A 24,672-nucleotide genomic window follows, 5' to 3' on the forward strand; every position below is an offset into this window, starting at 1 on the left:
GGGGTCCAAGACAGGGAGAAAGCAGGTAAGCCCGGAGTTACTCGGGCTTCTTGGCAACCAGTGTCAGGATGTCGTAGCTCGCAACCATTTCATCGTTCTGGTTGTGAACCTGGACGTCCCAGACCACGACACCCTGAGGATGTCCGTCCGGAGATGTCCGACCCTGATCAATCTTTCGCTTGCAGGTCAGGCGCGCCCGGATGGTGTCTCCCGGGGCAACCGGTTCTATGAAGCGCAGTGTGTCCAGACCATAGTTAGCCAGCACGGGGCCTTCGCCCGGATAGACGAACAGGCCGGCCGCCGCGGAAAGCACGAAATAGCCGTGCGCAATACGCTTGCCGAACTGGGAGTCCCGCGCTGCGATTTCATCAAAGTGCATGTAGAAGTGATCACCGGACAGGCAGCCGAAGTTGACAATGTCGGCTTCGGTAACGGTGCGTCGGTGAGTCAGCAGCGATTCGTTGATCTGCAGGTCCTCGAAGTGGCGACGGAACGGATGCACGTCGGTTTCGATCAGATCAGCACCGCGTACATACTCGCGGGTAACCGCAGCCAGCATGCTCGGGGAGCCCTGGATCGCGGTGCGCTGCAGGTAATGGTGAACCGCACGGATACCGCCCAGTTCCTCACCACCGCCGGCGCGACCCGGGCCACCATGCTTCAGCATGGGCAGGGGAGAGCCGTGTCCGGTGGATTCCTTCGCGGCTTCGGCGTCCAGCAGGTGCAGGCGGCCGTGGAAGGCTGCGAGCAGTGGCGCGATCTTGCCGGCAATGGCTGGCTCACGGGTGGTCAGAGTGGTGACCAGGGAGCCTCGGCCCCTGGAGCAAAGCTCAACCGCGTCCTCGATGGTGTCGTAAGGGATTACGGTAGCAACCGGGCCGAAGGCCTCAATATCGTGGGCGCCACAGCCGTTTTCCGGGTTCCGGCACAGCAGCAGGTGCGGCTCAATGAACGCGCCCTTCTCGGTGCCATCGCCGGTAGCCTTGAAGTTGCCTTCGCCACCCACAACCAGCTCACTGGTCTTGAGCAATTCCTGGATGTTGGCTTTCACATCTTCCAGCTGGTCGATGGAGGCCAGTGCACCCATGCGAACGCCTTCGACAGAGGGATCACCCACGGTGACCTTGGAGAGCTGCTCTTTGAGCTTATCGCAGACCGCGTTCACCTGATCTTTCGGAACCAGGATACGACGAATGGCGGTACATTTCTGACCGGCCTTGGCGGTCATTTCGCGGCGTATTTCCTTCACGAAGATGTCGAATTCGTCGTGCTCCGGGGTGACGTCCGGCGCCAGAATGGCACTGTTCAGTGAATCGGCCTCGGCGTTGAACGGAATCGAACGGTTAATGATGTTCGGATGGTTCTTGAGTTTGCGGGCGGTTGCGGCGGAACCGGTAAAGGTCACTACGTCCTGCTCTTCCAGATGCTCAAACAGGTCGCCGGTGCTGCCAATGATCAGCTGCAGACTGCCTTCAGGAAGCGCGCCGGATTCCTGCATCAGGCGAACCGCCAGTTCGGTCACGTAGCAGGTCGAGGTGGCCGGCTTCACGATGGAGGGCATGCCCGCCAGGAAGGTGGGTGCAAACTTTTCGAGCATGCCCCACACCGGGAAGTTGTAGGCATCGATGTGAACGGCCACGCCGCCCCGGGGTACCAGGATATGGGTGCCGGCGAAGTGGTTGTTCTTGCCCAGCGGTGTTACCGGACCTTCGTGAACAACGTTGCCGGACGGCAGCTCGCGCCGGCCCATGCTGGCATAGGAAAACAGGGTGCCAAAGCCACCATCAATATCGATGCCGTTATCACCCTTGGTGGAGCCGGTATGCATGGACAGGGCGTAGAGCTCTTTCTTGTGTTCCTGGAGGTACATGGCCATGGCCTTGAGGGCCAGGGCGCGCTCCTGGAAATCCATGGCCATCAGGTTCTTGCCGCCAACCTTGCGGCCATACTCAACGGCGTTCTTGAAATCGAGGGTGTCGTCGTGGGTATGGGCGACGATCTCGCCGTTTACCGCACTGGGCAAAGCCTTGGCAGGCTTTTCACCGACCCACTGGCCGGCAATGAAACTTTTCAGGACTGACATGGGGGAACTCCATTCGTTTCTGAAACGCGAAGGCAAGTCCCGCTGCTGCGGGACTTGCCTTGCTCGTGTCTTGTTTTAGGGGCAGAAACTACATTTCGTCGTAGTCCAGAACCACCTTGTCGCTGATCGGGTAGCACTGACAGGAAAGCACGTAACCGGCTTCCACCTCGTAGTCTTCCAGGGCAAAGTTCTGGTCCATCTCCACTTCGCCTTCCACGACCTTGGCGCGGCAGGTCGAGCAGACACCGGCCTTGCAGGAATACGGCAGATCGGCGCCTTCTTCGTTCCCGGCATCGAGGATGCTCTTGGTGTCGCGCACCAGCGGGAAAGTGAGGGAGCGGCCGTCCGCAATGACGGTTACTTCGCTGATCGACTGGGGGTCGACGTGGGCCGGATCCCTGTCCTTCCGGGCCTGGGGCACGCCGCCAGCCGGGGTAAACAGCTCGAAGTGGATCTTGCTCTTGTCCATGCCGTGATTCAGCAGTGAGTCCCGCACGGTCTCGGTCATCAGCTGGGGGCCGCAGATAAAGGCTGCAGTCAGCTCTTTGGCATTAATCCAGTGGTCAAACAGCTTGTCGCACTTCTCGTGATCAATGCGGCCGTTGTACAGGTCGATGTCCTGTTCTTCGCGGGTGAAGATGTACACCAGGTTCAGGCGGGACATGTACTCGTTCTTCAGGTCCTGCAGCTCGTCACGGAACATGGTGCTGCTGGTGGCCTTGTTGCCGTAGAAGAGGGTGACCTCACTCTTGGGTTCGGTTTCCAGTGTGGTCTTCACGATCGACAGGATCGGGGTGATGCCACTGCCGGCGGCAACGGCCAGGTAATTGCCCTCACGCTCCGGGTCCAGATCGATGGAGAAATGGCCCTGCGGAGGCATGACTTCCAGAGTCTCGCCTGGTTTGAGCTGTTCGTTGGCAAACGTGGAGAAACGACCGCCGGCAACCTGTTTGACGGCAATACGCAATTCCTGATCGTTGACGCTACGGCAAATCGAGTAGGAGCGGCGAACTTCCTCGCCATCCAGCTTGGTTCGCACGATCAGGTGCTGGCCCTGCTGGTAATGGAACTTGTCTGCCAGGTCTGCTGGCACGTCAAAAGCAAGTGATACGGCGTTTCTTGTTTCAGGTCTGACCTCTTTGAGGGTCAGTGAGTAGAATTTGTTCATGATCGTATCGGCTCTAGATGCATTTGAAATAGTCGAAGGGCTCGAGGCATTCCTTGCAACGATAAAGGGCTTTGCACGCGGTGGACCCGAACTCGCTGACCCGTTCGGTATCCTTGCTGCCGCAGTGGGGGCAGGCAATGATTTCCGGTTCCCCGAGCAGGCTCATCTTGCTGGAGCTGCCCTCGGGTGGTGCGATTCCGAATGCCCGAAGCTTCTCTTTGCCTTCGTCTGTGATCCAGTCGGTGGTCCAGGCAGGGGTCAGCACCTGTTTGATTTTCGGATGCCGGAAGCCTGCGGCACGCAGGGCTTCTGCAATGAGCTCCTCAATCAATTCGGTGGCCGGGCAACCGGAGTAGGTCGGGGTCACATCAATGGACAGCTCTTTGCCGTCCCAGTGCACTGCCCGGACAATGCCGAGCTCCACGACACTGACTGCCGGCACTTCCGGGTCTTTGACCTCTTCAAGAAGTGCCCAGATGTCGTCCTCTGTCAGCAGATCGGGGCGGGCATTTGCCGGCACCCGATCACTGGCAATCAGAATGTCGACAGCTGACCGGCTGTCTGAATCACCATGTTGTGGCATCGGGATAGGCCCTCTGCAGGAACTGCATTTCTGCCAGTATGAAACCGAGGTGTTCGGTGTGCTCGCCGTGCTTGCCGCCCATGTACATCCAGGCGTCTTCCGCGCCAGGCGTCAGGGTTGCCTGGGTGAGCACCTCGTTGACCATGCCGCGCCAGTCTTTGGCCAGCTGGTCAGGATCGGGGCCAACGCCCGCCTCGGCCATCACACGATCGGTGTCGTCGGGAGTGATCAGCTCACCGGTAAAGCGCCAGAGGATATCGACGGCTTCCTGCATGCGGCGGTGGCTTTCTTCGGTACCATCGCCCAGACGCTTCACCCACTCCGAGGAACGACGCAAGTGGTAGGTCGCCTCTTTCAGAGCCTTGGCTGCGATGCCCGCAACGCGCTCATCACTGGATTCGGTCAGGCTCTTGAGCGTGAAGTAATGCCACACGTCAAAGAAGAACTGACGGCCCATGGTGACGGCGTAATCCTCGTTGGGCTGCTCGGTGAGCAGCAGGTTACGATAGTCATGGGCGTCGCGACGGAATGCCAGCTTGTCTGCATCCCGGCCATCGTCGATCAGCTCGGCTGCATACTCGTACCAGTTGCGGGCCTGGCCGACGAGGTCGAGGGCAACGTTCATCAGTGCCATCTCTTCCTCAAGTGCCGGGGCCTTGCCGCACAGTTCGCACAGGCGCTGGCCCAGGATCATGTCGGAATCTGCCAGGCGCAGCAGGTATTCCTTTAATGCTTCTGCTTGTGTCATTGGTACCGCTCCTTACATGTGTCCGACTTCATCGGGCAGCTTGTAGAAGGAAGCATGCCGGTAAACCTTGTCTTCCGACGGATCGAAAAGTACTTCCTTCTCATCGGACGCGGACGCTGTGATCGTGTCAGAGGGAACCACCCAGATGCTCACGCCTTCGCTGCGGCGGGTATACAGGTCGCGGGCGTTTTCCATGGCCATTTCGGCGTCAGAGGCATGCACGCTGCCCACATGTTTGTGGTTCAGGCCGTGCTTGGACCGTACAAAGACTTCGTAAAGGCGCCATTCAGACATGTTTTAATCCTCCGATATCAGGCGGCTTGCGCGCGCTGTTTTTGTTTTTCGGCATAGGCGACGGCCGCTTCACGGACCCAGGCGCCTTCATCAATTGCGTTCTTGCGAGTCTTGATGCGCTCGCGGTTGCAGGGACCGTTGCCCTTGAGAACGTCATAGAATTCCTGCCAGTTGATTTCGCCGAAATCGTAATGGCCGGTTTCTTCGTTGTACTTCAGGTCCGGATCTGGCGCGGTACAGCCAAGGAACTCGAGCTGCGGCACGGTCTGGTCAATGAACATCTGACGCAGTTCGTCGTTGCTCTTACGCTTGATCTTCCAGGCCATGGATTGCTGGGAGTTCGGGGACTCATCATCGTGCGGTCCGAACATCATCAGGGCCGGCCACCACAGACGGTTGATGGCGTCCTGCACCATGGCTTTCTGCTCCTCGGTGCCTTCGCGCATCATGTCCAGCAGGATCTGGTAACCCTGACGCTGGTGGAAGCTCTCTTCCTTACAGATGCGGATCATGGCGCGGGAGTAGGGGCCATAAGAGGTGCGCTGAAGCACTACCTGATTCACGATGGCGGCGCCATCCACCAGCCAGCCAACGGCACCCATATCCGCCCAGTTCAGGGTCGGGTAGTTAAAGATGCTGGAGTACTTGGCTTTGCCCTGGTGCAGCTTCTCGATCTCTTCATCACGGTCAGCACCCAGGGTTTCCATGGCACTGTACAGGTACAGGCCGTGGCCCGCTTCGTCCTGAATCTTGGCCATCAGCTGGAGCTTACGCTTGAGCGTCGGCGCGCGGGTGACCCAGTTGCCTTCCGGCAGCATACCAACCACTTCCGAGTGGGCGTGCTGGGAAATCTGGCGAACCAGGGTCTTCCGGTAGCCTTCCGGCATCCAGTTTTTGGGTTCGATCTTGGTTTCGGCGTCGACCTTTTCCTGAAACTCGCGCTCTTCAGGCGACATTTCCTCTTTGGTCTTGAGGCGCTTGGCGCCGGTTTCAACGAGCTGGGCGTACATAAACAAATACCTCCGGATCGGGCTTGTTGTTCTGTTGTCCGTGAACAGAGATCCCTCAGTGACGACTGAAGGCCATTAGCTCCATATTATATGATACTGAATAAATATCAAGAACTGTCTTTGTGTGTCATGTTATATCTGAAAGCTTCCTTATAAGATCTTATAGTGCTGATTTACATAACAAAAAAAGTGATACGTGAGTAAATGCTATTGAGATCAGCAAACGGAAAGCAATTTTAAATCGGTAGTTGCAGGGGCTTTCAGGTGGGTAAAGGCGCGAGAGTCAGCGGCATCCGCTGCCGTCTGACTCTCTGCTGGTTGGTCTGATTTACTTGTTACGGCGGTCAAATACGCGCTTGGCTTTGCCTTCCGAGCGAGCCAGGCGATTGGTTTCCACCACCTCGACACGGGTGCTGATGCCGATGTAGGACTTGATGTGGTGGGCCAGTTCCTTGGCTGCTGCCGCACGACTCTCGGGGGTGTCTGTTGCGCCAGGTTTCAATTCGGCCCGGATGTCCACGCAGTCCAGATTGCCATCCTTGTAAACCTCGATCTCGTAGTGAGGCGCCAGGGCCTCGCACTTCAGAACCTGTTCCTCGATCTGGCTCGGGAACACGTTGACGCCACGGATAATCAGCATGTCGTCGCTGCGGCCGGTGATCTTGTCGATCCGACGCATCGGGCGCGCTGTGCCCGGGAGCAGGCGGGTGAGGTCACGGGTGCGGTAGCGCAGAATCGGCAGGGCCACCTTGGTTAGAGAAGTGAATACCAGCTCACCGTATTCGCCGTCGGGCAGAACTTCGCCGGTTTCCGGGTTGATGATTTCCGGATAGAAGTGGTCTTCCCAGATGGTCGGGCCATCTTTGGTTTCAATGCACTCCATGCCCACGCCCGGACCCATGACTTCGGACAGGCCGTAGATGTCCAGAGCCTCGATGCCCAGGCGCTCCTCGATCTCCGAACGCATGGCGTTGGTCCACGGCTCTGCGCCGAAAATGCCGAGCCGTAGGGGCAGTTTATGGGGATCAATGCCTTGACGCTCCATTTCGTCGGCAATGTTCAGCATGTAGGACGGCGTAACCATGATGATGTCCGGTTCGAAGTCCTTGATCAACTGGACCTGCTTCTCGGTCTGGCCGCCAGACATCGGAATGACAGTGCAGCCAAGTCGTTCGGCACCGTAGTGTGCGCCCAGGCCGCCGGTGAACAAACCGTAGCCATAAGCTACATGAACCTTGTCGCCACGAGAACCGCCGCCGGCCCGGATGGACCGTGCCACAATGTCGGCCCAGGTGTTGATATCACTCTGGGTGTAACCGACCACGGTTGGCTTGCCGGTGGTACCACTGGACGCGTGCACCCGAACCACGTCGGACATTGGGGTGGCAAACATACCGAACGGGTAGTTGTCCCGCAGATCCGCCTTGGTGGTGAATGGTACCTTGGCCAGGTCTTCCAGGGAGTTGATGTCCATGGGCTTCAGGCCCATGTCATCAAATGCTTTGCGATAGAAAGGCACGTTGGTGTAGGCATGGACTACGCTCCAGCGCAGACGCTGCAGCTGTTCGTGGCGCAGCTCATCAATGCTGGCGGTTTCCATGCGGTCAAGTTTGCCAAGTTTTTGCAGTGGTAAGGTCATGGTTCTGTCCTGCGTTGTTCTTGTCGAATAATGGTCTTTGTTCTTGTTGGTGGGTGGCCTCAGGCCACCGCATCCGTCCGTTCAATAATCAGCGCGATCCCCTGGCCAACGCCGATGCACATGGTGCACAGGGCATATCGGGCCTTCTGGCCCGCGGCGTGACGACGCTCCAGTTCGTTCAGGGCGGTGGTCACCAGCCGGGCACCGCTCATGCCCAGAGGGTGGCCCAGGGCGATGGCACCACCGTTCGGGTTCACGTGCTCGGCATCATCCGGCAGGCCGAGGTCACGGGTCACCGCCAGGGCCTGGGCAGCAAACGCCTCGTTAAGCTCGATAACATCCATGTCGGCCAGCTCCAGGCCGGCAGTGGCCAGAACCTTGCGGGTGGCCGGTGCCGGGCCAAAGCCCATGATCCGCGGCTCCACACCGGCCGTTGACATGGCAACAATGCGGGCGCGGGGTTTGAGGTTGTACTGCTTGAGGGCATCGGCTCCCGCCAGGAGCAGTGCGCAGGCACCGTCGTTCACGCCGGAGGCATTGCCTGCAGTCACTGTGCCGTTCTCACGGAACGGGGTTGGCAGAGAGGCAAGTTTTTCCAGACTGGTTTCCCGGGGATGCTCGTCGGTGTCCACCACCAGCGGGTCCTGCTTACGGCGGGGAATGGTGACCGGCGTGATTTCAGCGGCCAGCCGGCCTTCTTTCTGGGCAGCCGCGGTGCGCTGCTGGCTGCGCAGGGCGAACGCGTCCTGGTCTTCCCGGGAAATACTGAAATCGGCCGCAACGTTCTCCGCCGTCTCGGGCATGGAATCGATGCCGTACTGCTTTTTCAGTAGCGGGTTTACAAAGCGCCAGCCGATTGTGGTGTCAAAAATCTCCGCCTTGCGGCTGAATGCAGACTCGGCCTTGCCCATAACGAAGGGAGCCCGTGACATGGATTCAACACCTCCGGCAATCATCAGCTGGGTTTCGCCGGTGCGAATGGCCCTGGCTGCACTGCCGACCGCATCCATACCGGAGCCGCACAGACGGTTGATGGTGCTGCCCGGCACGTCCACCGGCAGGCCTGCCAATAGCAGGGACATGCGGGCAACGTCGCGATTGTCTTCGCCGGCCTGGTTGGCACAGCCGTAGAGGACGTCGTCAACTTTCGACCAGTCCAGATCCGGGTGGCGTTCGGTCAGCGCTTTAATGGGAATGGCGCCCAGGTCATCTGCACGTACAGCGGAGAGAGCGCCGCCGTAACGACCGATGGGGGTGCGGATGGCATCGACGATGTAGGCGTCTTTAAGGGTATTGTCGGTGCTCATGCAGTTTCCTCCGAATTGCGTACGGTGCCACGAACCTCGTAGGAACGGCCCCGGAACAGGGCAACCTTGCGGCCATCCTGATTGGTTAATGTGATGTCGTAAACGCCGGTGCGGCCGCCCCGGGCCTGCTCTTCGGCGGTGGCGGTCAGCTGGTCACCCTCTTTGGCGCCGTACATGTAATCAATGCTGCAACCGGAGGCAACGGTGGCCCGGTCGTAGCTGTTACAGGCAAAGGCAAACGCAGAGTCGGCCAGGGTAAACAGGTAGCCGCCATGGCAGGAGCCGTGGCCCTGGATCATGTCGCCTGTCACGGTCATGGTGATGACCGCTTTACCGGGGGCGACAGACTCAATGTTCATGCCCAGCTTCTGGCTGGCGCGGTCCCGCGCGAACATGGCCTTGGCGCATTCTTCGGCGAGTACTTGCGGATCCATCTCGCTCATGAATAGAACCCCTTCTGTGCAAATGCGTTCTTCCGGAGCAGCAGGGCAGGGCGATAGCGGTCTTCTGCGTAGCTGTTCTGGATATTGGTGAGCACGTTGAACACGTGGCCAGCACCAAGGCGGTCGCTCCAGCTCAGCGGGCCGTCGGGATAGTTGAGGCCTGCTTTCATGGCAAGGTCGATATCCGCGATTGTCGCCACACCATGCAGGGCGGCATCGGCGGCTTCGTTGGCCAGCATGGCAACGGTGCGCATGATCACCAAGCCAGGGCGATCAGCGATCACGCTGACGGCAATACCCGCTTTCTGCAGTAAAGCACAAGCGCAGGTAAGTGCTGCCTCGGAGGCCTGGTCGGCTGGCGCCAGGGCAAGCCTGGAGGCCTTGCTGTAGTCGAAAGCCAGATCAAACAGCACCAGGTTGGCGATGCCATCGCTGGCGGCACGTTCGGTAGCCATTCGGCCGTCGGTGAGTGCCAGTACCGCATCGCCAAAACGGATCTGCCCCGGGCCGTCGCGCTCCACAACCGTCAGGCCGGCAGCTTTGAGACGCTCCAGCAGCGGAGCGGCTGCACCGGGATTGCCTTCGGCAATAACCACGGACTCATCCGATTGCTGAGCCGGTTGTGTCTGAGGCTGGGGCTTTTCGGCGCCCTCGCAATAGGGGTAGAAACCCTGGCCGCTCTTGCGACCCAGACGGCCGGCTTCCACCAGTTCTTTCTGGATCAGCGACGGCAGAAAGCGCGGGTCCTGGTAATAGGAATTGAAGACCGAGTTGGTCACGGCGTAGTTGACGTCATGGCCGATCAGGTCGGTCAGCTCAAAGGCACCCATCCGGAACTGGCCGGCTTCGCGGATGATGGCATCCAGGGTGGCGGCGTCGGTGGCCTGTTCCTGCAGCAGGCGCAGGCTTTCCGCGTAAAACGGACGGGCCACGCGGTTTACGATAAAGCCGGGAGTCGAGGTCGCGTAGACCGGTTTCTTGCCCCAGGCGGTTGCCGTGGCATGAACGGTATCGGCGACGGCCTGGCTGGTCGCCAGCCCCATGACAACTTCTACCAGGGCCATGAGGGGCGCCGGGTTAAAGAAGTGCATGCCTACCAGGCGCTCGGGTTTGTTCATTTCAGCGCCGAGGGCAGTCACAGAGATGGAGGAGGTGTTGGTGGCGAGGATCGCGTCCCCGGCACACAGGTTCTCGAGGTTGGCCAGCAGCTGACGTTTGATCTGGAGATCCTCGATGATGGCCTCGATCACCAGCCCGGCATCGGCAACATCATCCAGGTTCGCGACCGGGTGAATCCGGCCGATAACATCGTCCAGTTCCTGTTGCTGCATCTTGCCCTTGTCGACACGACGCTGAAGTTGTTTGGCAATACCGTCACGGCCTGCCTCAGCCGCTCCCTCTCTCTGGTCGTGCAGGTAAACCTGATGGCCTGCCTGGGCGGCCACCTGGGCAATGCCGGAGCCCATGGCTCCGGCGCCGACGACGGCGACTTTGGTTTGAGTATCCAGTGCCGGCATGGCTTATTTCCCCTTGAAGTTCGGCGTGCGTTTTTCCATGAAGGCGCCAACGCCTTCGCGGTAGTCTTCGGTTTGTCCGGCCATGCGCTGCAGATCGCGCTCCAGGTTGATCTGCTCTTCAAAGGTATTGCTGGCGCTGGCGTGCAGTGCGCGCTTGATCAGCGCAAGGCCCTTGGTGGGTTGGGTCGCGAAATGGCGGGCAAGTTTCATGGTTTCTTCCATGAGCTGGTCGTTATCGACACAGCGCCAGATCATGCCCCAGTTTTCGGCCTGCTCGGCGCTGATCTTGTCACCCAGAAGCGCCATGCCCTTGGCCCGAGCCATGCCGGCTACGCGGGGCAGAGTCCAGGTGCCGCCGGAATCGGGCACCAGACCCAGTTTGCAGAAGGCCTGAACGAAATTGGCTGAGCGGGCTGCAAGAGTAATATCGCAGGCCAGGGCGATATTGGCGCCGGCACCAGCCGCCACACCGTTCACGGCACACAGCACGGGCATCGGCAGATCCCGCAGGCTACGCATCAGCGGGTTGTAGTAGTTTTCCAGAGAGGCGCCAAGATCCGGCATTTCCTGATCCGGGGAAACGCTGCGGTCGGAGAGATCCTGCCCCGCGCAAAAGCCCCGGCCGGAGCCGGTGATGACCAGTACACGGACAGACTCATCCTTGCGCACGGTGCTGATGGCATCACGCATGCGTTCGTGCATTTCGACATTGAAACTGTTCAGGTTGTCTGGACGGTTCAGGGTAAGCAGAGCCACGCCCTGATCGATTTCAAGAAGAATGCTCGGCTGAGTCATGGCGTTGTTGTCCTGTTGTTTGTTGTAGGGGGATAGCGTGAAAGGTGTCCTTGGTCGGCACGGTGCTATCGATCGTGGAAAATGAGTATATCTTAGAATTGATACTCGTCAAGGATTGTGCTGGCTTGGTTTTGTATCACTTTAGTAGGGCGCGATAGTTTGTCAGTGCTATATACCTGAAAAGTCGATGAAATTTTATTTGGGCTCTGGCATTCCCTGCATAATGGTGGTCGATTTAACACCTGAAACCGCTGCCGGGGTATCAAAAAACTCCCGGAAAAGGATAATGTGATACAGAAAATGAATCACAATAACTTTTCGGGTCCCACGTTTCATTCCGGTGTATGGCGGATCGCTGCCGGGCCCGGCTAACCAGGAGATCGTTATGCCCAGCTACAGTATAGAAGGCGTTGTTCCCGTCGTTCACCCGTCCGCCTATGTGCACCCCACCGCCGTTCTGATTGGAGATGTCTGGATTGGGCCGGATTGCTACGTGGGACCGGCGGCTTCGTTACGTGCGGATTTCGGTCGGATCGTTCTCAAGCAGGGTTCCAATGTGCAGGACACTTGTGTGATGCATGCCTTCCCGGGAATGGACACGGTTGTCGAGAAGAATGGTCATGTCGGGCACGGGGCGATTCTGCACGGTTGCATTGTCGGCGAGGATGCCATGGTCGGAATGAATGCGGTGGTGATGGATGAGGCCCATATCGCGCCTCGTTCCATTGTTGGTGCCTGCGCCTTCGTAAAAGCGAAATTCACCTGTGAGCCAGGCTCGCTGATCGTTGGCTCACCAGCCAAGGTAATGCGGATGCTCAGCGACAAGGAAATTGCCTGGAAGAAAAAGGGAACCGAGGAGTACCAGCGACTGACGTTGCGTTCTCTTGCCAGCCTGGAGGAGGTCCAGCCACTGGCCGAAGCCGACCAGGATCGGGCCCGCGTGGACGCAGGGGGTTACAAGCCGAAGTACGAGCAGTGATGAACTGCAAGGCGGCCCCGAGCGTCCTCGGTTCGGGGCCGCCTGCTGTATCAGGACAAGTGATGGACTGGCTGTAATCCGTAAACAGGCGTTTCCAGCCCCTCCATGCGTGCTTTCAGCTGCAGAGCCAGATAGCGGGAGTAATGTCGGGATTGGTGCAGATTGCCACCGTGGAACCAGAGCGCCTCCTGCTGGGTTGGTTTCCACATATTGCGCAGCTCTCCCTCCCACGGCCCGGGGTCCTTGGTAGTGTCAGAACCCATGCCCCAGCATTTTCCGACCTTGTCGGCAACTTCCTGAGAAATGATTCGGGCAGCCCAGCCATTCATTGATCCGAAGCCGGTGGCATACACAATCAGGTCTGCTGGAAGTTCGGTGCCGTCGGTCAGCGTCACCGATCGTGGGTTAACGCGTTCGATGGTCACGCCGCTTTTCAGCTTGATTTCCCCCTGGGCGACGAGTTCCGAAGCGCCGACATCAATGTAATAGCCGGAGCCACGCCGTAGGTACTTCATGAACAGGCCAGAGCCATCATCACCGAAGTCCAGCATGAAGCCTGCTCTCCTCAGGCGGTTGTAGAAATCCGCATCCTGTTCCTGCGCCTGCTCGTAAACCGGTTTGTGGAATTCAGGCATGATCCTGTAGGGGAGGGACGCGAAAGTCAGATCGGCCTTTTCGGTGGTAATGCCGTTTTCGACTGCCTGCTCTGAATAGAGTCCACCCAGTGCCAGGTCCATGAGTGTGTCGGACTTGATGATATGGGTGGAAGAACGCTGAATCATGGTCACGTCGGCATCGTTTTCCCAGAGGGCGGCACAGATGTCATGGGCTGAGTTATTGGAGCCCAGCACAATGCATTTCTTGCCCTTGTAGGCTTCCCCGCCCGGGTGCTTGCTGGAGTGATGCTGTTCTCCCTCAAAGCTGTCCATGCCCGGAATGTTGGGGATATTGGGGATGCCGGACATACCGGTGGCCAATACAAGCTGTTTTGGGCGGAGGGTAACTCTTTCTCCATCCCGGACCACGTCAACGACCCACTCCTGATGCTGCTCATCAAAGCGGGCGCCGGTGCATTCCGTTGAACTCCAGTAATTCAGCTCCATGATTTTGGTGTACATCTCCAGCCAGTCACCAACCTTGTCCTTGGGGCAGAAAACAGGCCAGTGGTCGGGGAAGGGGATGTAGGGCATGTGGTCGTACCACACCGGGTCGTGAAGACAAAGGGACTTGTAACGGTTGCGCCAGGAATCGCCGGGCCTTGGGTTGCGCTCTATAACGATGGTAGGGACGTCCAGTTGCCGCAAACGCGCTCCCAGGCCGATGCCTCCCTGGCCACCACCGATCACCACGCAATAAGGCTGTTTGCTGTAACCGAGTTCTTGTTCTTCCTCCTGTCTGGCCTCGAGCCAGGTCTTGCGAGATTTGCTCGCGCCGTGCTGAGCGCCCTTGGGGCGCAGGTGATTGCGTTTTTCAGGAAATTCCCGAAGCTCCTGCATGGTGGTCAGAAGAGTCCAGGCTTTCCCGTCACGGAGCCGCAAGTGCCCTTTGCAGTGAGCGTCGGTAGTTTCGAAGGTGACCCAGGCTTCGATAACACCGTCCTGGTCTGTGGCTTCTTCACTAACTTGCCAGTTATGGGGGCGGCGGTCTTTGGCGGCGCTGGCGAGCATATCCTGTATCTCTGGCCGCCCCTCCATGGTCTTTATGTTCCAGGTCATCGAAACGAGGTCTCGCCAGTAGCCTCCTTCCTCAAAGTGATTGGCAGCCTGCTCGGGGGCGTCGGATCGCAGGGTTTCCTCGAAACCGGCGAGCCACTGTTCTGCTTTTTGCGTGGGTGTGCTGGGTTGCTGCGTCATTACTGATCTCCACTGTTGCATTGTTTTTGTTTGCAGAGTGGTCGTAGCAGCTGCTGTGCCAAGTTGCGGTTCCGCGCACCCAGAGCTTCCAGGTATCTGAAATGATTGGCGTCTTTTGGGGGATTGAATGAGCGGAAGTGCAAGCTCCAGTGCCAATTTCTGCCTCAGTGCATTACAGCTGTCATGTCCGCCAGCTTGCCGACGTTACAGGTGTAATCTACTGGCTGGTACTAAAGGAGGATGCGGGGAGAAGTGTTAAGGGTATAAGCTGAATAAATATTGCAGTAGTCCTCCGACAGATGACAACCACAAGAGCCCGTCGGGTCAGGAGCTTTGCATGACCACGCAACAACTTGCCAAGCGTCAACACATCGACAACATCCTCAGTTATGTGGATGGCGTTCAGCCTGCACATTCATTTCCCGAGACGGAGCTGATCGGACGCTCGTGGACGCGTTGCCTTACGGAATACGGGCTGGATCCGAGTCGGCCACGTAGCGCACGTATCGTCACAGAGCAGACGCTTCGGGAACATCAGGATTCTGTGGATGAGTTCCTGAACGTGGCGAGGGCCGGCGTCGAACAGCTATATGGGATGATTTGCCATTTGGGGTACGTGCTGCTTCTGACGGACCATCGCGGAATTACGGTGCAGTACCTGGGCGACCGGCGGTCCGACCGACGCCTGCGACAGGCGGGACTTTATTTGGGAGCCGATTGGAGTGAGCAGTACGCTGGCACTTGCGCGGTTGGCACCTGTATCGCGGAACAGCTGCCACTGACCTGTCATCGGGTCGATCATTTTGATGCCACCCATATCAGCCTGACCTGCACATCGGCGCCCATCAGGGACCCTTCGGGCGAACTTCTGGCGGTGTTGGACATTTCCGCTCTGGACTCCCCTGAGGCGCGTTACAGTCAGACCTTCGCTCTGAACCTGACTCAACTTTACGCGCGGATGATTGAAGATGCCTATTTCCTGCGCAGGTACCGGAGTCAGGTGATTTTTCGGTGCGATAAGTCGCGGGAGTTTGTACAGGTCAACGGTCAGTATCTCTTTGCCATTGATGAGGCGGGGCGCGTCGAAGCTAGCAATACAGCCGGGCGAGAGCTGATTGAGGATATGCACCTGGAGAAAAGGACGGATCAGAATCCGGACCTTACCCAGCTGTTCGAATGCCAGTTGGACGACATCTGGAGCATTCCGTTCGATCAGGACGATCAGGTGCGGGCCTTCCGGCGCCAGGGAAGCGGGGATACATTCTTTGCTGCCCTGATTCAGCCTCGCATCGTGTCATCCAGGCCGGCTGAGGTTGAAACGCTTGCTGCCGACGAGCGGGTTCCCGGGCTCGATATCCTTGCGGCTGATGACCCAGTCATGCGGCGCACGCTTGGTCTGGCCAAGCGACTTCGGAATAGGGATGTGGGTTTGCTGATTCTTGGCGAAACAGGTACCGGAAAAGAGATTCTTGCCCGCGCTATCCATGATTCGAGCAATCGGAGCGGACAGGCGTTTGTGGCGGTCAATTGTGCGGCAATTCCGGAATCGCTGATTGAGAGTGAGTTGTTTGGCTACGTTGCAGGCTCCTTCACAGGCGCGCGGAACAAGGGTATGCGAGGGCTGATTCAGCAAGCGGATGGTGGCACCTTGTTCCTCGACGAGATTGGCGATATGCCGCTGCAGCTCCAGACCCGATTACTGAGGGTTCTGGCAGAGGGCGAAATTCTTCCGATAGGCTCAGATCGACCGGTTCGCGTGAACTGCCGGGTTATCGCCGCAACCCACCAGGATCTGTCTCAGCTGATCGCGCGTGGTGAATTTCGTGCGGACCTTTACTATCGACTCAACGGTGCTTGCCTGAAACTGCCGCCGTTAAGGCAGCGGGCAGACCGCCTGCACGTTATCCAGTCGGTGCTGGAAAACCTGATTGTCAGCGGAAGCCTTCCGGAGGTTCGCTTACGCGCCGATGCGGTGAGCGCGCTTCTGGCCTTCGATTGGCCGGGAAATATTCGACAACTGGTCAACGCCCTGACATTTGCCGAGGCAACGTGCCATGGCGGCGAGATAACGGCTTACGATCTGCCGGAAGAATGTGTGTCCGATCGGATGCCGCCTTCAGCTGGAGACCTGGCCGGCACGGAACCGGAATCGACCCCGTTGCTGGATGCGCTTCAGGTCCATCAGTGGAATATTTCAGAGGTGGCTCGGCAGTTCGATGTTTCGCGACCAACAATTTACCGGTGGATTGGACAGCAGGGCATTATTCTGCCCCGCTTTCTCGGAAAAGGCATTGGTACGGAAAGGAAGTAGTGGGGCGCGTCGTGCCAGGTGTCAGATACCCGCGTCCTTCACGTTCTCCATAACCACAAAGGTACTTGTCTGCAGCACGTGGGGCAGGGCCGAAATCTCCTCCCCAAGAACCTGCCGGTATTCCTGCATGTCCCGGGTTCTGACTTTCAACAGATAATCGAAGTTGCCGGCAATCATGTGACATTGTTCCACTGCCGAGACATTCTGAACGGCCTTGTTGAAGGCAGAGAGCGCACCACTGCTGGTGTCATTCAATGTGACCTGTGCAAAAGCAATGTGGCTGAGGCCCAGTTTGGTCTGGTTCACCAGCGCCGTGTAACCGGTGATATAGCCGTGCTCTTCAAGTCGACGCATCCGTACCTGGCAAGGGGTTTTGGAAAGGCCTACCCGGGACGCAAGCTCGGTTACCGTGATCCGGGAGTTCTTCTGTAGCTCGCGGATAATGGATTGGTCTATTCGATCCAATTCGGCCATGTTGTCTGTTCCAGATTGAATTAACGGCTAAATCATATGGCAAATATAATCGAAACTCCTCTAATCCGAAACTATATGGTCTAAGTGACTTTCCGGCCTTGCGTATACTGATAGTTGCATCAGCCCAGTGTGAACGTATACCAAGTCCGGAGAGTTTCGATGACCGATTCCCGCGCATTACAAAAACAAACCCTGCTGGAACAGCTTGCCGATGTCCTTCAGAATCAGGCGTCCGATAACGATGAATCCCTGGAACTCCGGGAAATCGTGGCCCGGATGGTGGAGGAGTCCCGATCCTGGGATGACGACCTCCACGGCGAACTGGTCCGGAGTTTCGGCGACTCGATTGGCGGGCGCTATGCCCAGGTGTTCAGTGGTGGGTTTCCTTCGGCCTACCGGGCGAGGTTTCCGGTATCCGAGGCGCTTGCAGACATCGAGCAGATCCAGTCTATTGCGGTGAGCACCGATGTGCCCATGCGCTTTTACCAGCCCCGGGATCCGGCCGAGACCGGATTCCACTTCAAGCTCTACAGTGAAGGCCAGCCGGTAGTTCTCTCAGACGTTATCCCGATTCTGGAAAACCTGGGCATGCGGGTTCTTGGTGAGCATCCCTATCGTGTTCGTCGCCGGGATGGCGAAACCTTCGGCGTCAGCGACTTTACCGTAGAACTCCACGATCGATGCCGGGATGCGGACCTGGGCGCTGCCAGGCCGTTGATCCAGTCGGCTTTCCGGGAAATCTGGAACGGCTTTGCCGAGAACGACGACTTTAACCAGCTGATTATGCTGTGCGGCCTCGACTGGCGTGAAGTGGCGTTGATCAGGGCTTATGCCCGTTACATCAAGCAGCTTCGATTCGGGTTCAGTCAGCCTTTCATCGCAGAAACCCTGGCCCGTCATCCGGCTGTTGCCTCGCGGCTCGTTGCTTTCTTCTTCAGCCGTTTCGATCCCAATGTAAAAGGGCGGAAAGGCAAGGCGGAAAGACTTGAGGCCGAGCTCCGAGATGCCCTGGAGGCCGTGGCAAGCCTGGATGACGATCGTATTCTCAGGCGCTTCTTCATGCTCATCCGGGCAACGCTTCGAACCAACTATTTTCAGGTCCGGGAGGACGGCGGATTTCCGTCCTACCTGTCGCTCAAACTGGATCCGTCATCCATTCCCGATATTCCGCGCCCAAGGCCGAAGTTCGAGATTTTCGTTTACTCGCCCCGGATCGAAGGCGTGCACCTGCGCTCCGGGCCGGTGGCCAGGGGCGGGCTTCGCTGGTCTGACCGGATCGAGGATTATCGCACCGAGGTCCTTGGCCTGGTGAAAGCCCAGCAGGTTAAGAACTCGGTCATCGTGCCCGCAGGCGCCAAGGGCGGCTTCGTGGTAAAGCAGCCGCCACGTGATGGGTCGCGGGAGGCTTTGCGGGAAGAGGGTGTCGCCTGCTACCAGACCTTTATCCGGGGGCTGTTGGATATCACGGATAACCTTGATGACGGCCAGGTGGTGCCCCCGAAAAATGTGGTTCGATATGACGGCGATGACACCTACCTGGTGGTCGCCGCTGATAAAGGTACGGCCACGTTTTCTGATATAGCGAACACACTGGCCGCAGAGTACCGCTTCTGGCTGGGTGATGCTTTTGCCTCGGGCGGCAGTGAGGGTTATGACCACAAGAAAATGGGGATTACCGCCAGGGGCGCCTGGGAGTCGGTTAAACGGCATTTCCTCGAAAAAGGCACGGATACCCAGACGGATGAATTCACCGTGGTCGGCATTGGTGATATGGGTGGCGATGTGTTTGGTAACGGCATGCTGCTCTCGGAGCGGATTCGCCTGGTCGGCGCGTTCAACCACCAGCACATTTTTGTGGATCCCGATCCGGATGCCGCGGCATCGTTTCGCGAGCGACAGCGACTGTTCAACCAGCCCGGTTCTTCCTGGGCCGATTATGATGCCGGGTTGATCAGCGATGGCGGCGGGGTGTTCTCGCGTTCCATGAAGTCCATTCCGGTGTCTGCGCAAATGCGAAAGGTGCTGGGCATAAAGGCCAGGAGCCTGTCGCCGGCGGATCTGATCAGCGCCCTGCTGAAAGCACCCGTGGACATGTTGTGGAACGGTGGCATTGGCACCTATGTGAAAGCGCCCTCGGAGTCCCACGAGGATGTGGGCGACAAAACCAATGACGCTCTGCGTATCGACAGCACCGAGCTACGCTGCAAAGCCCTGGGTGAAGGCGGCAACCTGGGGGTTACCCAGAAGGCCCGTATCGACTTCGCCCGTCGCGGCGGTTCCGTGAACAGCGATTTCATCGACAATGCCGGTGGCGTCGACTGCTCGGACCACGAGGTAAATATCAAGATCCTGCTCAACGACCTGGTGCATCGGCAGTTGATGTCGCTTCCGGAGCGGAACCGAATGCTCAGGGCCATGACCCCTGAGGTGGCTGAACTTGTTCTCCGCAACAATTACCGGCAGGCCATGGCGCTCAGCCTGGCCCAGAATCCGGCGGTTGCCACTGCCGACCAGTATAATCGCCTGATGCGCAGGCTTGAAGCTGAGGGCAAGCTGGATCGTGGTCTTGAATTTCTGCCTTCTGATGAGGAGTTGCAGGCCCGCCGCGAACACGGTGGAGGTCTGACCCGGCCGGAGCTGGCGGTTCTGGTTTCCTACGCAAAGATTGAGCTCAAGCAGGCTCTGGTCGCGTCCCCGATCGTGCAGGACCCACGATTCAACTCGGCTCTGCACTCGGCCTTTCCTGCCTCCCTGTTGGCCGCTTTTCCGGAAGCCGTCGAGTCTCATCCCCTGCGTGCCGAAATCTCGGCCACACAGATTGCCAACGATATGGTGAACCGCATGGGCATTACCTGGTTCGATCGTATTCGCAGTGCCACAGGGGCAGATGCTGGCCGGATTGCTGCGGCCTACCTGATCTCTCTGCGCATCCATGACGTAGACGCCCATTGGGAGGCCATGGAATCACTGGATGGGAAAGTCAGTGCTGGCGTTCAGGCAGATCTGTTTGCCGATGCCATCCGCCTGGTCACCCGCAGCACCAGTTGGCTGCTGCAGAACCGTCGGCAGGGGTTGGATCCGGTTTCCTGCATCGACCACTACAGGGCGCCAATGGCCGATGTTTTGGCTTCCAGAAGCCGTCTTGAGTCGGTGATTCCTGCAAGTCGGTGGTATGACCGCTATGCTGAATACTGTAAGCAGATGGTTCCAGAGAGCTTGTCTGCCTGGTGTGCGTCTGCGGAGAGCCGCTATTGGCTGATGGATATGGTCGAGATTGCCCGTCAGCTTGATGAGGACCTGGAGTCCGTGGCGTGGGTCTATTTCACCCTTGGTGAAAGCCTGAATCTGACCTGGTTGGACAGGCAGATGCGGGCGTTCCGTGCAAGCGGCCACTGGCAGGTGTTGGCGACCATTCACTTCAGGGACGAGTTGGATCACCAGTTGCGGAATCTCACGTTCAGTGTGTTTTCCGAACCCGTGGAAGGTGAGGGCACGCCGGAAACACGTCTCGAGGCCTGGCGCGAGGACAAAAGGATGTTGCTGAGCCGATGGGAGCGGATGCTGAACGATATGCAGGCCGCCAATGATGTGGATTGCGCTGTTTTCTCGGTGGCGCATGGCGTCCTCAGAGAGCTGGCAATGAAAGCCGCGTAGAGGACCAAGAGAGGCAAAGCGCCCTAAAATTAAGGTTTTGGAAGAAAATTATTAAATTTTCATTATCTAAAAAAGCCGTAATGGGGTGCCTGTCGGAATTTTATAGAGAAATAGTCTTTGTCGATCTCGGTAGAATGCGGGAGAGACAAACAACTAAGAGGGTACAACTATGAGACCGCAGCAATCACAGACGCCCGAGCTTGTCGATAGCCGGCAGGCGATTCGTGATTATTATCTCGCTGACGAGCACAAAGTTATCCACGAGATGATTGCTGGTGCCCAGTTGTCCCAGGCCGAGCGCGACGCCATTTCCGCTCGTGCGGCTGAACTGGTACGCGGCGTTCGCAAGAACGCCAAGTCCACTATCATGGAGAAGTTCCTGGCTGAGTATGGGCTGACTACCAAAGAGGGCGTGGCCCTGATGTGTCTGGCCGAGGCGCTGTTGCGCGTGCCCGACAATACAACCATCCATGAACTGATCGAAGACAAGATCACCTCAGGCGCCTGGGGCACTCACGTGGGCAAGGCGTCGTCTTCACTGATCAACACTGCCACTGTTGCCCTGCTGATGACCAGCAATCTGCTGAAGGACTCCGAGCGCAACACCGTGGGCGAAACCCTTCGCAAGTTGCTCAAGCGCTTTGGTGAGCCGGTTATCCGAACTGTTGCCGGGCAGGCCATGAAGGAAATGGGCCGCCAGTTTGTGCTGGGTCGCGATATTGATGAAGCCCAGGATGAAGCCAAAGAGTACATGGATAAGGGCTACACCTACTCCTACGACATGCTGGGTGAAGCCGCGCGCACCGATGATGATGCCAAGCGTTATTACGACTCCTATTCCAACGCTATCGACAGCATTGCCAAGGCGAGCAAGGGCGATGTCCGCAAGAACCCGGGCATTTCGGTCAAGCTCTCTGCCTTGCTGGCCCGCTACGAGTACGGCAATAAAGAGCGGGTTATGAACGAGTTGCTGCCCCGGGCCCGCGAACTGGTTAAAAAGGCCGCGGCTGCGAACATGGGCTTCAATATCGATGCCGAAGAGCAGGATCGTCTGGATCTGTCACTGGACGTGATCGAGGCGCTGGTAGCCGATCCCGAGCTTGCCGGCTGGGATGGCTTCGGCGTCGTTGTTCAGGCCTACGGCAAGCGCTCGGCGTTCGTTCTCGACTGGCTGTACGGGCTGGCCGAGAAGTACGACCGCAAGTTCATGGTGCGGTTGGTGAAAGGTGCGTACTGGGATGCCGAGATCAAGCGTGCCCAGGTAATGGGCCTGGACGGCTTTCCGGTGTTTACCCGCAAGGCCTGCAGTGACGTATCGTTTCTGTCCTGCGCCACCAAACTGTTGAATATGACGAACCGGATCTACCCGCAGTTCGCTACTCACAACGCCCATTCGGTATCCGCCATTCTTGAAATGGCCAAGACCAAGGGGGTGGACAATTATGAATTCCAGCGCCTGCATGGCATGGGCGAGTCCTTGCACAATGAGGTTCTGAAGGTCAGTGGTGTGCCCTGTCGCATTTATGCGCCGGTTGGCCCGCACAAGGATCTGCTGGCGTATCTGGTGCGTCGTTTGTTGGAGAACGGCGCCAACAGCTCCTTCGTGAACCAGATTGTCGACAAGCGCATCACGCCGGAAGAGATTGCCAAGGACCCGATTGTCAGTGTTGAGGAGATGGGCAGTAACATTTCCAGCAAGGCGATCGTGCATCCTTTCAAGCTGTTTGGCGATCAGCGCAGGAACTCCAAAGGCTGGGATATCACCGATCCGGTCACCGTGAACGAGATCGAGAAAGGTCGCGGAGCCTACAAGGATTATCGATGGAAAGGTGGTCCGCTGATTGCTGGCGAGGTGGCCGGTACCGAAGTGCAGGTGGTACGTAACCCGGCCGATCCGGACGATCTGGTTGGCCACGTCACTCAGGCCTCCGATGCCGATGTAGACACTGCGATTACCTCCGCGGCGGCTGCGTTCGAGAGCTGGTCTGCCAAATCGGCTGAAGAGCGTGCTGCCTGCGTCCGCAAGGTGGGCGACCTGTACGAGGAGAACTACGCCGAGCTGTTCGCGCTCACTACCCGTGAAGCCGGCAAATCCCTGCTGGATGCGGTTGCTGAGATCCGTGAAGCGGTCGATTTCTCCCAGTACTACGCCAACGAGGCTATTCGCTATAAAGACAGCGGCGATGCCCGCGGCGTGATGTGTTGTATTTCGCCATGGAACTTCCCGCTGGCGATCTTCACCGGGCAGATTCTGGCCAACCTGGCGGCCGGCAACACCGTGGTGGCGAAGCCGGCTGAGCAGACATCCCTGCTGGCCATTCGCGCTGTGGAACTGATGCATCAGGCGGGTATCCCGACCGATGCCATCCAGTTGGTGCCAGGTACCGGCGCCACCGTGGGTGCGGCCCTGACCTCCGATTCGCGGGTTAGTGGCGTGTGCTTCACCGGCTCTACCGCGACGGCCCAGCGCATCAACAAGGTGATGACCGAGAACATGGCGCCGGACGCGCCGCTGGTGGCGGAGACTGGTGGCCTGAATGCGATGATCGTGGATTCCACGGCATTGCCGGAGCAGGTTGTCCGTGACGTGCTGGCCTCTTCGTTCCAGAGTGCCGGTCAGCGGTGTTCAGCCCTGCGCATGCTCTATGTGCAGAAAGACATTGCCGATGGCCTTCTGGAAATGCTCTACGGAGCAATGGAAGAACTCGGCATCGGCGACCCCTGGTTGCTGTCCACGGACGTGGGCCCGGTGATCGACGAGAACGCCCGCAAGAAGATCGTGGACCACTGCGAGAAGTTCGAGCGCAACGGCAAGCTGTTGAAGAAGATGAAGGTCCCCGAGAAAGGGCTGTTTGTTTCGCCAGCGGTTCTCAGCGTCAGTGGCATCGAAGAAATGGAGGAGGAAATCTTCGGCCCGGTACTGCATGTGGCGACGTTCGAGGCGAAGAACATCGACAAGGTGGTGGATGACGTCAACGCCAAGGGCTACGGTCTGACGTTTGGTATCCACAGCCGTGTTGATCGCCGGGTTGAGCGCATTACCAGCCGGATCAAGGTGGGTAACACCTATGTGAACCGCAACCAGATCGGTGCCATCGTGGGCTCCCAGCCGTTCGGCGGTGAGGGCCTCTCCGGCACCGGTCCCAAGGCTGGCGGTCCTCAGTATGTTCGTCGATTCCTGAAAGGGGAAACCGTGGAGCACGAGGCGGATTCGAACGCGAAAAAGGTTGACGCCAAGCAGCTTCAGAAGCTGATCGGCCAGCTCAGCAAACTGAGTTCGACTAAACCGGAAGCCCGTATGGACGCAGTCAGGGCCATCTTCGGGGACGTTCCGGAGCCGCTGGATGCACATGTGGAGGCGTTGCCGGGGCCAACGGGCGAAACCAACCGCCTGTCCCACCACGCCCGTGGTGTGGTGCTCTGTCTGGGTCCAGACAAGCAAACCGCTCTGGAGCAGGCCGGCACCGCGATGTCACAGGGCAATAAGGTTGTGGTGATTGCACCGGGCACTCAGGATGTGGTCGATAAAGCGAACAAGGCCGGGCTGCCGATCGTTGGCGCAGAGGGTCTGTTGGAGCCGGAGGCACTGGCAACCATCGATGGCTTCGAGGCGGTGGTCAGCTGCGGTGTTCAGTCCTTGCTGAAAGCCTATCGCGAGGCACTGGCCAAGCGTGACGGCGCCTTGCTACCGCTGATTACAGAGCACACCCTGGATCAGCGTTTTGTGATCGAACGTCACCTGTGCGTCGACACAACTGCAGCTGGCGGTAACGCCAGCCTGATTGCCGCCTCCGAATAATCAGCGGCAATTGCT

17 protein-coding genes are annotated in these 24,672 nt (G+C 58.3%); 4 read left to right on the forward strand and 13 right to left on the reverse strand.

The window, feature by feature from the left end:
* Nucleotides 1-37: 37 nt before the first annotated feature.
* The 11 genes from paaZ to paaG all read right to left on the reverse strand — a co-directional run bounded on the left by paaZ (nt 38) and on the right by paaG (nt 11,587).
* Nucleotides 38-2,083 carry a phenylacetic acid degradation bifunctional protein PaaZ gene (gene paaZ / locus FMN52_RS14565; RefSeq protein ID WP_148609298.1) on the reverse strand — a complete coding sequence of 682 codons (2,046 nt, stop codon included), beginning with the start codon at nt 2,081-2,083 and terminating at the stop codon, nt 38-40.
* An 88-nt stretch (nt 2,084-2,171) separates the two neighbouring features.
* Nucleotides 2,172-3,251, reverse strand: a complete 1,080-nt coding sequence (paaE, locus tag FMN52_RS14570) for a 1,2-phenylacetyl-CoA epoxidase subunit PaaE (protein ID WP_148609299.1) — start codon at nt 3,249-3,251, stop codon at nt 2,172-2,174.
* A 13-nt stretch (nt 3,252-3,264) separates the two neighbouring features.
* Nucleotides 3,265-3,834, reverse strand: coding sequence for a 1,2-phenylacetyl-CoA epoxidase subunit PaaD (gene paaD, locus FMN52_RS14575; protein ID WP_148609300.1), 570 nt, complete (start codon nt 3,832-3,834; stop codon nt 3,265-3,267).
* Nucleotides 3,818-4,582, reverse strand: a complete 765-nt coding sequence (gene paaC / locus FMN52_RS14580) for a 1,2-phenylacetyl-CoA epoxidase subunit PaaC (protein WP_148609301.1) — start codon at nt 4,580-4,582, stop codon at nt 3,818-3,820. Before paaC ends, paaD begins: the two co-directional genes overlap by 17 nt.
* Before the next feature lie 12 nt (nt 4,583-4,594).
* Nucleotides 4,595-4,876, reverse strand: a complete 282-nt coding sequence (paaB, locus tag FMN52_RS14585; RefSeq protein ID WP_088827364.1) for a 1,2-phenylacetyl-CoA epoxidase subunit PaaB — start codon at nt 4,874-4,876, stop codon at nt 4,595-4,597.
* A gap of 17 nt (nt 4,877-4,893) precedes the next feature.
* The gene (gene paaA, locus FMN52_RS14590; RefSeq protein ID WP_088827366.1) at nt 4,894-5,886 is read right to left on the reverse strand and encodes a 1,2-phenylacetyl-CoA epoxidase subunit PaaA; all 993 of its coding nucleotides are present in this window, start codon (nt 5,884-5,886) and stop codon (nt 4,894-4,896) included.
* Nucleotides 5,887-6,214: 328 nt separating this feature from the next.
* A complete protein-coding gene (paaK, locus tag FMN52_RS14595) occupies nt 6,215-7,525 on the reverse strand; it encodes a phenylacetate--CoA ligase PaaK (RefSeq protein WP_148609302.1) in 1,311 nt (436 codons plus the stop codon).
* A 59-nt stretch (nt 7,526-7,584) separates the two neighbouring features.
* Nucleotides 7,585-8,832: a 3-oxoadipyl-CoA thiolase gene (pcaF, locus tag FMN52_RS14600; RefSeq protein WP_148609303.1), complete on the reverse strand. Its 1,248-nt coding sequence runs from the start codon at nt 8,830-8,832 to the stop codon at nt 7,585-7,587.
* On the reverse strand, nt 8,829-9,275 hold the full coding sequence (paaI, locus tag FMN52_RS14605) for a hydroxyphenylacetyl-CoA thioesterase PaaI (RefSeq protein ID WP_148609304.1): 447 nt from the start codon (nt 9,273-9,275) through the stop codon (nt 8,829-8,831). The genes pcaF and paaI overlap by 4 nt, the downstream gene beginning before the upstream one ends.
* On the reverse strand, nt 9,272-10,792 hold the full coding sequence (gene paaH / locus FMN52_RS14610; protein WP_148609305.1) for a 3-hydroxyacyl-CoA dehydrogenase PaaH: 1,521 nt from the start codon (nt 10,790-10,792) through the stop codon (nt 9,272-9,274). The genes paaI and paaH overlap by 4 nt, the downstream gene beginning before the upstream one ends.
* 3 nt (nt 10,793-10,795) lie before the next feature.
* Nucleotides 10,796-11,587 carry a 2-(1,2-epoxy-1,2-dihydrophenyl)acetyl-CoA isomerase PaaG gene (paaG, locus tag FMN52_RS14615; protein ID WP_148609306.1) on the reverse strand — a complete coding sequence of 264 codons (792 nt, stop codon included), beginning with the start codon at nt 11,585-11,587 and terminating at the stop codon, nt 10,796-10,798.
* Between the two features lie 385 nt (nt 11,588-11,972).
* Here paaG and FMN52_RS14620 point away from each other — a divergent pair, with 385 nt between their 5' ends.
* Nucleotides 11,973-12,566: a phenylacetic acid degradation protein PaaY gene (locus FMN52_RS14620; protein WP_148609307.1), complete on the forward strand. Its 594-nt coding sequence runs from the start codon at nt 11,973-11,975 to the stop codon at nt 12,564-12,566.
* Between the two features lie 50 nt (nt 12,567-12,616).
* On the opposite strand, the gene FMN52_RS14625 is transcribed toward FMN52_RS14620, so the two are convergent.
* Nucleotides 12,617-14,419, reverse strand: a complete 1,803-nt coding sequence (locus FMN52_RS14625; RefSeq protein WP_148609308.1) for an NAD(P)/FAD-dependent oxidoreductase — start codon at nt 14,417-14,419, stop codon at nt 12,617-12,619.
* A gap of 337 nt (nt 14,420-14,756) precedes the next feature.
* Here FMN52_RS14625 and FMN52_RS14630 point away from each other — a divergent pair, with 337 nt between their 5' ends.
* Entirely contained in the window at nt 14,757-16,730 is a 1,974-nt protein-coding gene (locus FMN52_RS14630) for a sigma-54-dependent Fis family transcriptional regulator (protein WP_148609309.1), read from the forward strand.
* A gap of 21 nt (nt 16,731-16,751) precedes the next feature.
* On the opposite strand, the gene FMN52_RS14635 is transcribed toward FMN52_RS14630, so the two are convergent.
* Nucleotides 16,752-17,204, reverse strand: a complete 453-nt coding sequence (locus FMN52_RS14635) for an Lrp/AsnC ligand binding domain-containing protein (protein WP_148609310.1) — start codon at nt 17,202-17,204, stop codon at nt 16,752-16,754.
* 159 nt (nt 17,205-17,363) lie between these two features.
* Here FMN52_RS14635 and FMN52_RS14640 point away from each other — a divergent pair, with 159 nt between their 5' ends.
* Nucleotides 17,364-20,858: an NAD-glutamate dehydrogenase gene (locus FMN52_RS14640; RefSeq protein WP_148609311.1), complete on the forward strand. Its 3,495-nt coding sequence runs from the start codon at nt 17,364-17,366 to the stop codon at nt 20,856-20,858.
* Nucleotides 20,859-21,027: 169 nt separating this feature from the next.
* Nucleotides 21,028-24,657 carry a bifunctional proline dehydrogenase/L-glutamate gamma-semialdehyde dehydrogenase PutA gene (gene putA / locus FMN52_RS14645; RefSeq protein WP_148609312.1) on the forward strand — a complete coding sequence of 1,210 codons (3,630 nt, stop codon included), beginning with the start codon at nt 21,028-21,030 and terminating at the stop codon, nt 24,655-24,657.
* Nucleotides 24,658-24,672 lie beyond the last annotated feature (15 nt).

Source organism: Marinobacter sp. BW6 (assembly GCF_008107725.1).
In the GTDB taxonomy this organism is placed as follows: Bacteria; Pseudomonadota; Gammaproteobacteria; order Pseudomonadales; family Oleiphilaceae; genus Marinobacter.

What these genes read in the sequence shown, in the direction of transcription:
- paaZ (WP_148609298.1), bottom strand. Translation starts at nt 2,083, where the DNA reads ATGTCAGTCCTGAAAAGTTTCATTGCCGGCCAGTGGGTCGGTGAAAAG.
- paaE (WP_148609299.1), bottom strand. Translation starts at nt 3,251, where the DNA reads ATGAACAAATTCTACTCACTGACCCTCAAAGAGGTCAGACCTGAAACA.
- paaD (WP_148609300.1), bottom strand. Translation starts at nt 3,834, where the DNA reads ATGCCACAACATGGTGATTCAGACAGCCGGTCAGCTGTCGACATTCTG.
- paaC (WP_148609301.1), bottom strand. Translation starts at nt 4,582, where the DNA reads ATGACACAAGCAGAAGCATTAAAGGAATACCTGCTGCGCCTGGCAGAT.
- paaB (WP_088827364.1), bottom strand. Translation starts at nt 4,876, where the DNA reads ATGTCTGAATGGCGCCTTTACGAAGTCTTTGTACGGTCCAAGCACGGC.
- paaA (WP_088827366.1), bottom strand. Translation starts at nt 5,886, where the DNA reads ATGTACGCCCAGCTCGTTGAAACCGGCGCCAAGCGCCTCAAGACCAAA.
- paaK (WP_148609302.1), bottom strand. Translation starts at nt 7,525, where the DNA reads ATGACCTTACCACTGCAAAAACTTGGCAAACTTGACCGCATGGAAACC.
- pcaF (WP_148609303.1), bottom strand. Translation starts at nt 8,832, where the DNA reads ATGAGCACCGACAATACCCTTAAAGACGCCTACATCGTCGATGCCATC.
- paaI (WP_148609304.1), bottom strand. Translation starts at nt 9,275, where the DNA reads ATGAGCGAGATGGATCCGCAAGTACTCGCCGAAGAATGCGCCAAGGCC.
- paaH (WP_148609305.1), bottom strand. Translation starts at nt 10,792, where the DNA reads ATGCCGGCACTGGATACTCAAACCAAAGTCGCCGTCGTCGGCGCCGGA.
- paaG (WP_148609306.1), bottom strand. Translation starts at nt 11,587, where the DNA reads ATGACTCAGCCGAGCATTCTTCTTGAAATCGATCAGGGCGTGGCTCTG.
- FMN52_RS14620 (WP_148609307.1), top strand. Translation starts at nt 11,973, where the DNA reads ATGCCCAGCTACAGTATAGAAGGCGTTGTTCCCGTCGTTCACCCGTCC.
- FMN52_RS14625 (WP_148609308.1), bottom strand. Translation starts at nt 14,419, where the DNA reads ATGACGCAGCAACCCAGCACACCCACGCAAAAAGCAGAACAGTGGCTC.
- FMN52_RS14630 (WP_148609309.1), top strand. Translation starts at nt 14,757, where the DNA reads ATGACCACGCAACAACTTGCCAAGCGTCAACACATCGACAACATCCTC.
- FMN52_RS14635 (WP_148609310.1), bottom strand. Translation starts at nt 17,204, where the DNA reads ATGGCCGAATTGGATCGAATAGACCAATCCATTATCCGCGAGCTACAG.
- FMN52_RS14640 (WP_148609311.1), top strand. Translation starts at nt 17,364, where the DNA reads ATGACCGATTCCCGCGCATTACAAAAACAAACCCTGCTGGAACAGCTT.
- putA (WP_148609312.1), top strand. Translation starts at nt 21,028, where the DNA reads ATGAGACCGCAGCAATCACAGACGCCCGAGCTTGTCGATAGCCGGCAG.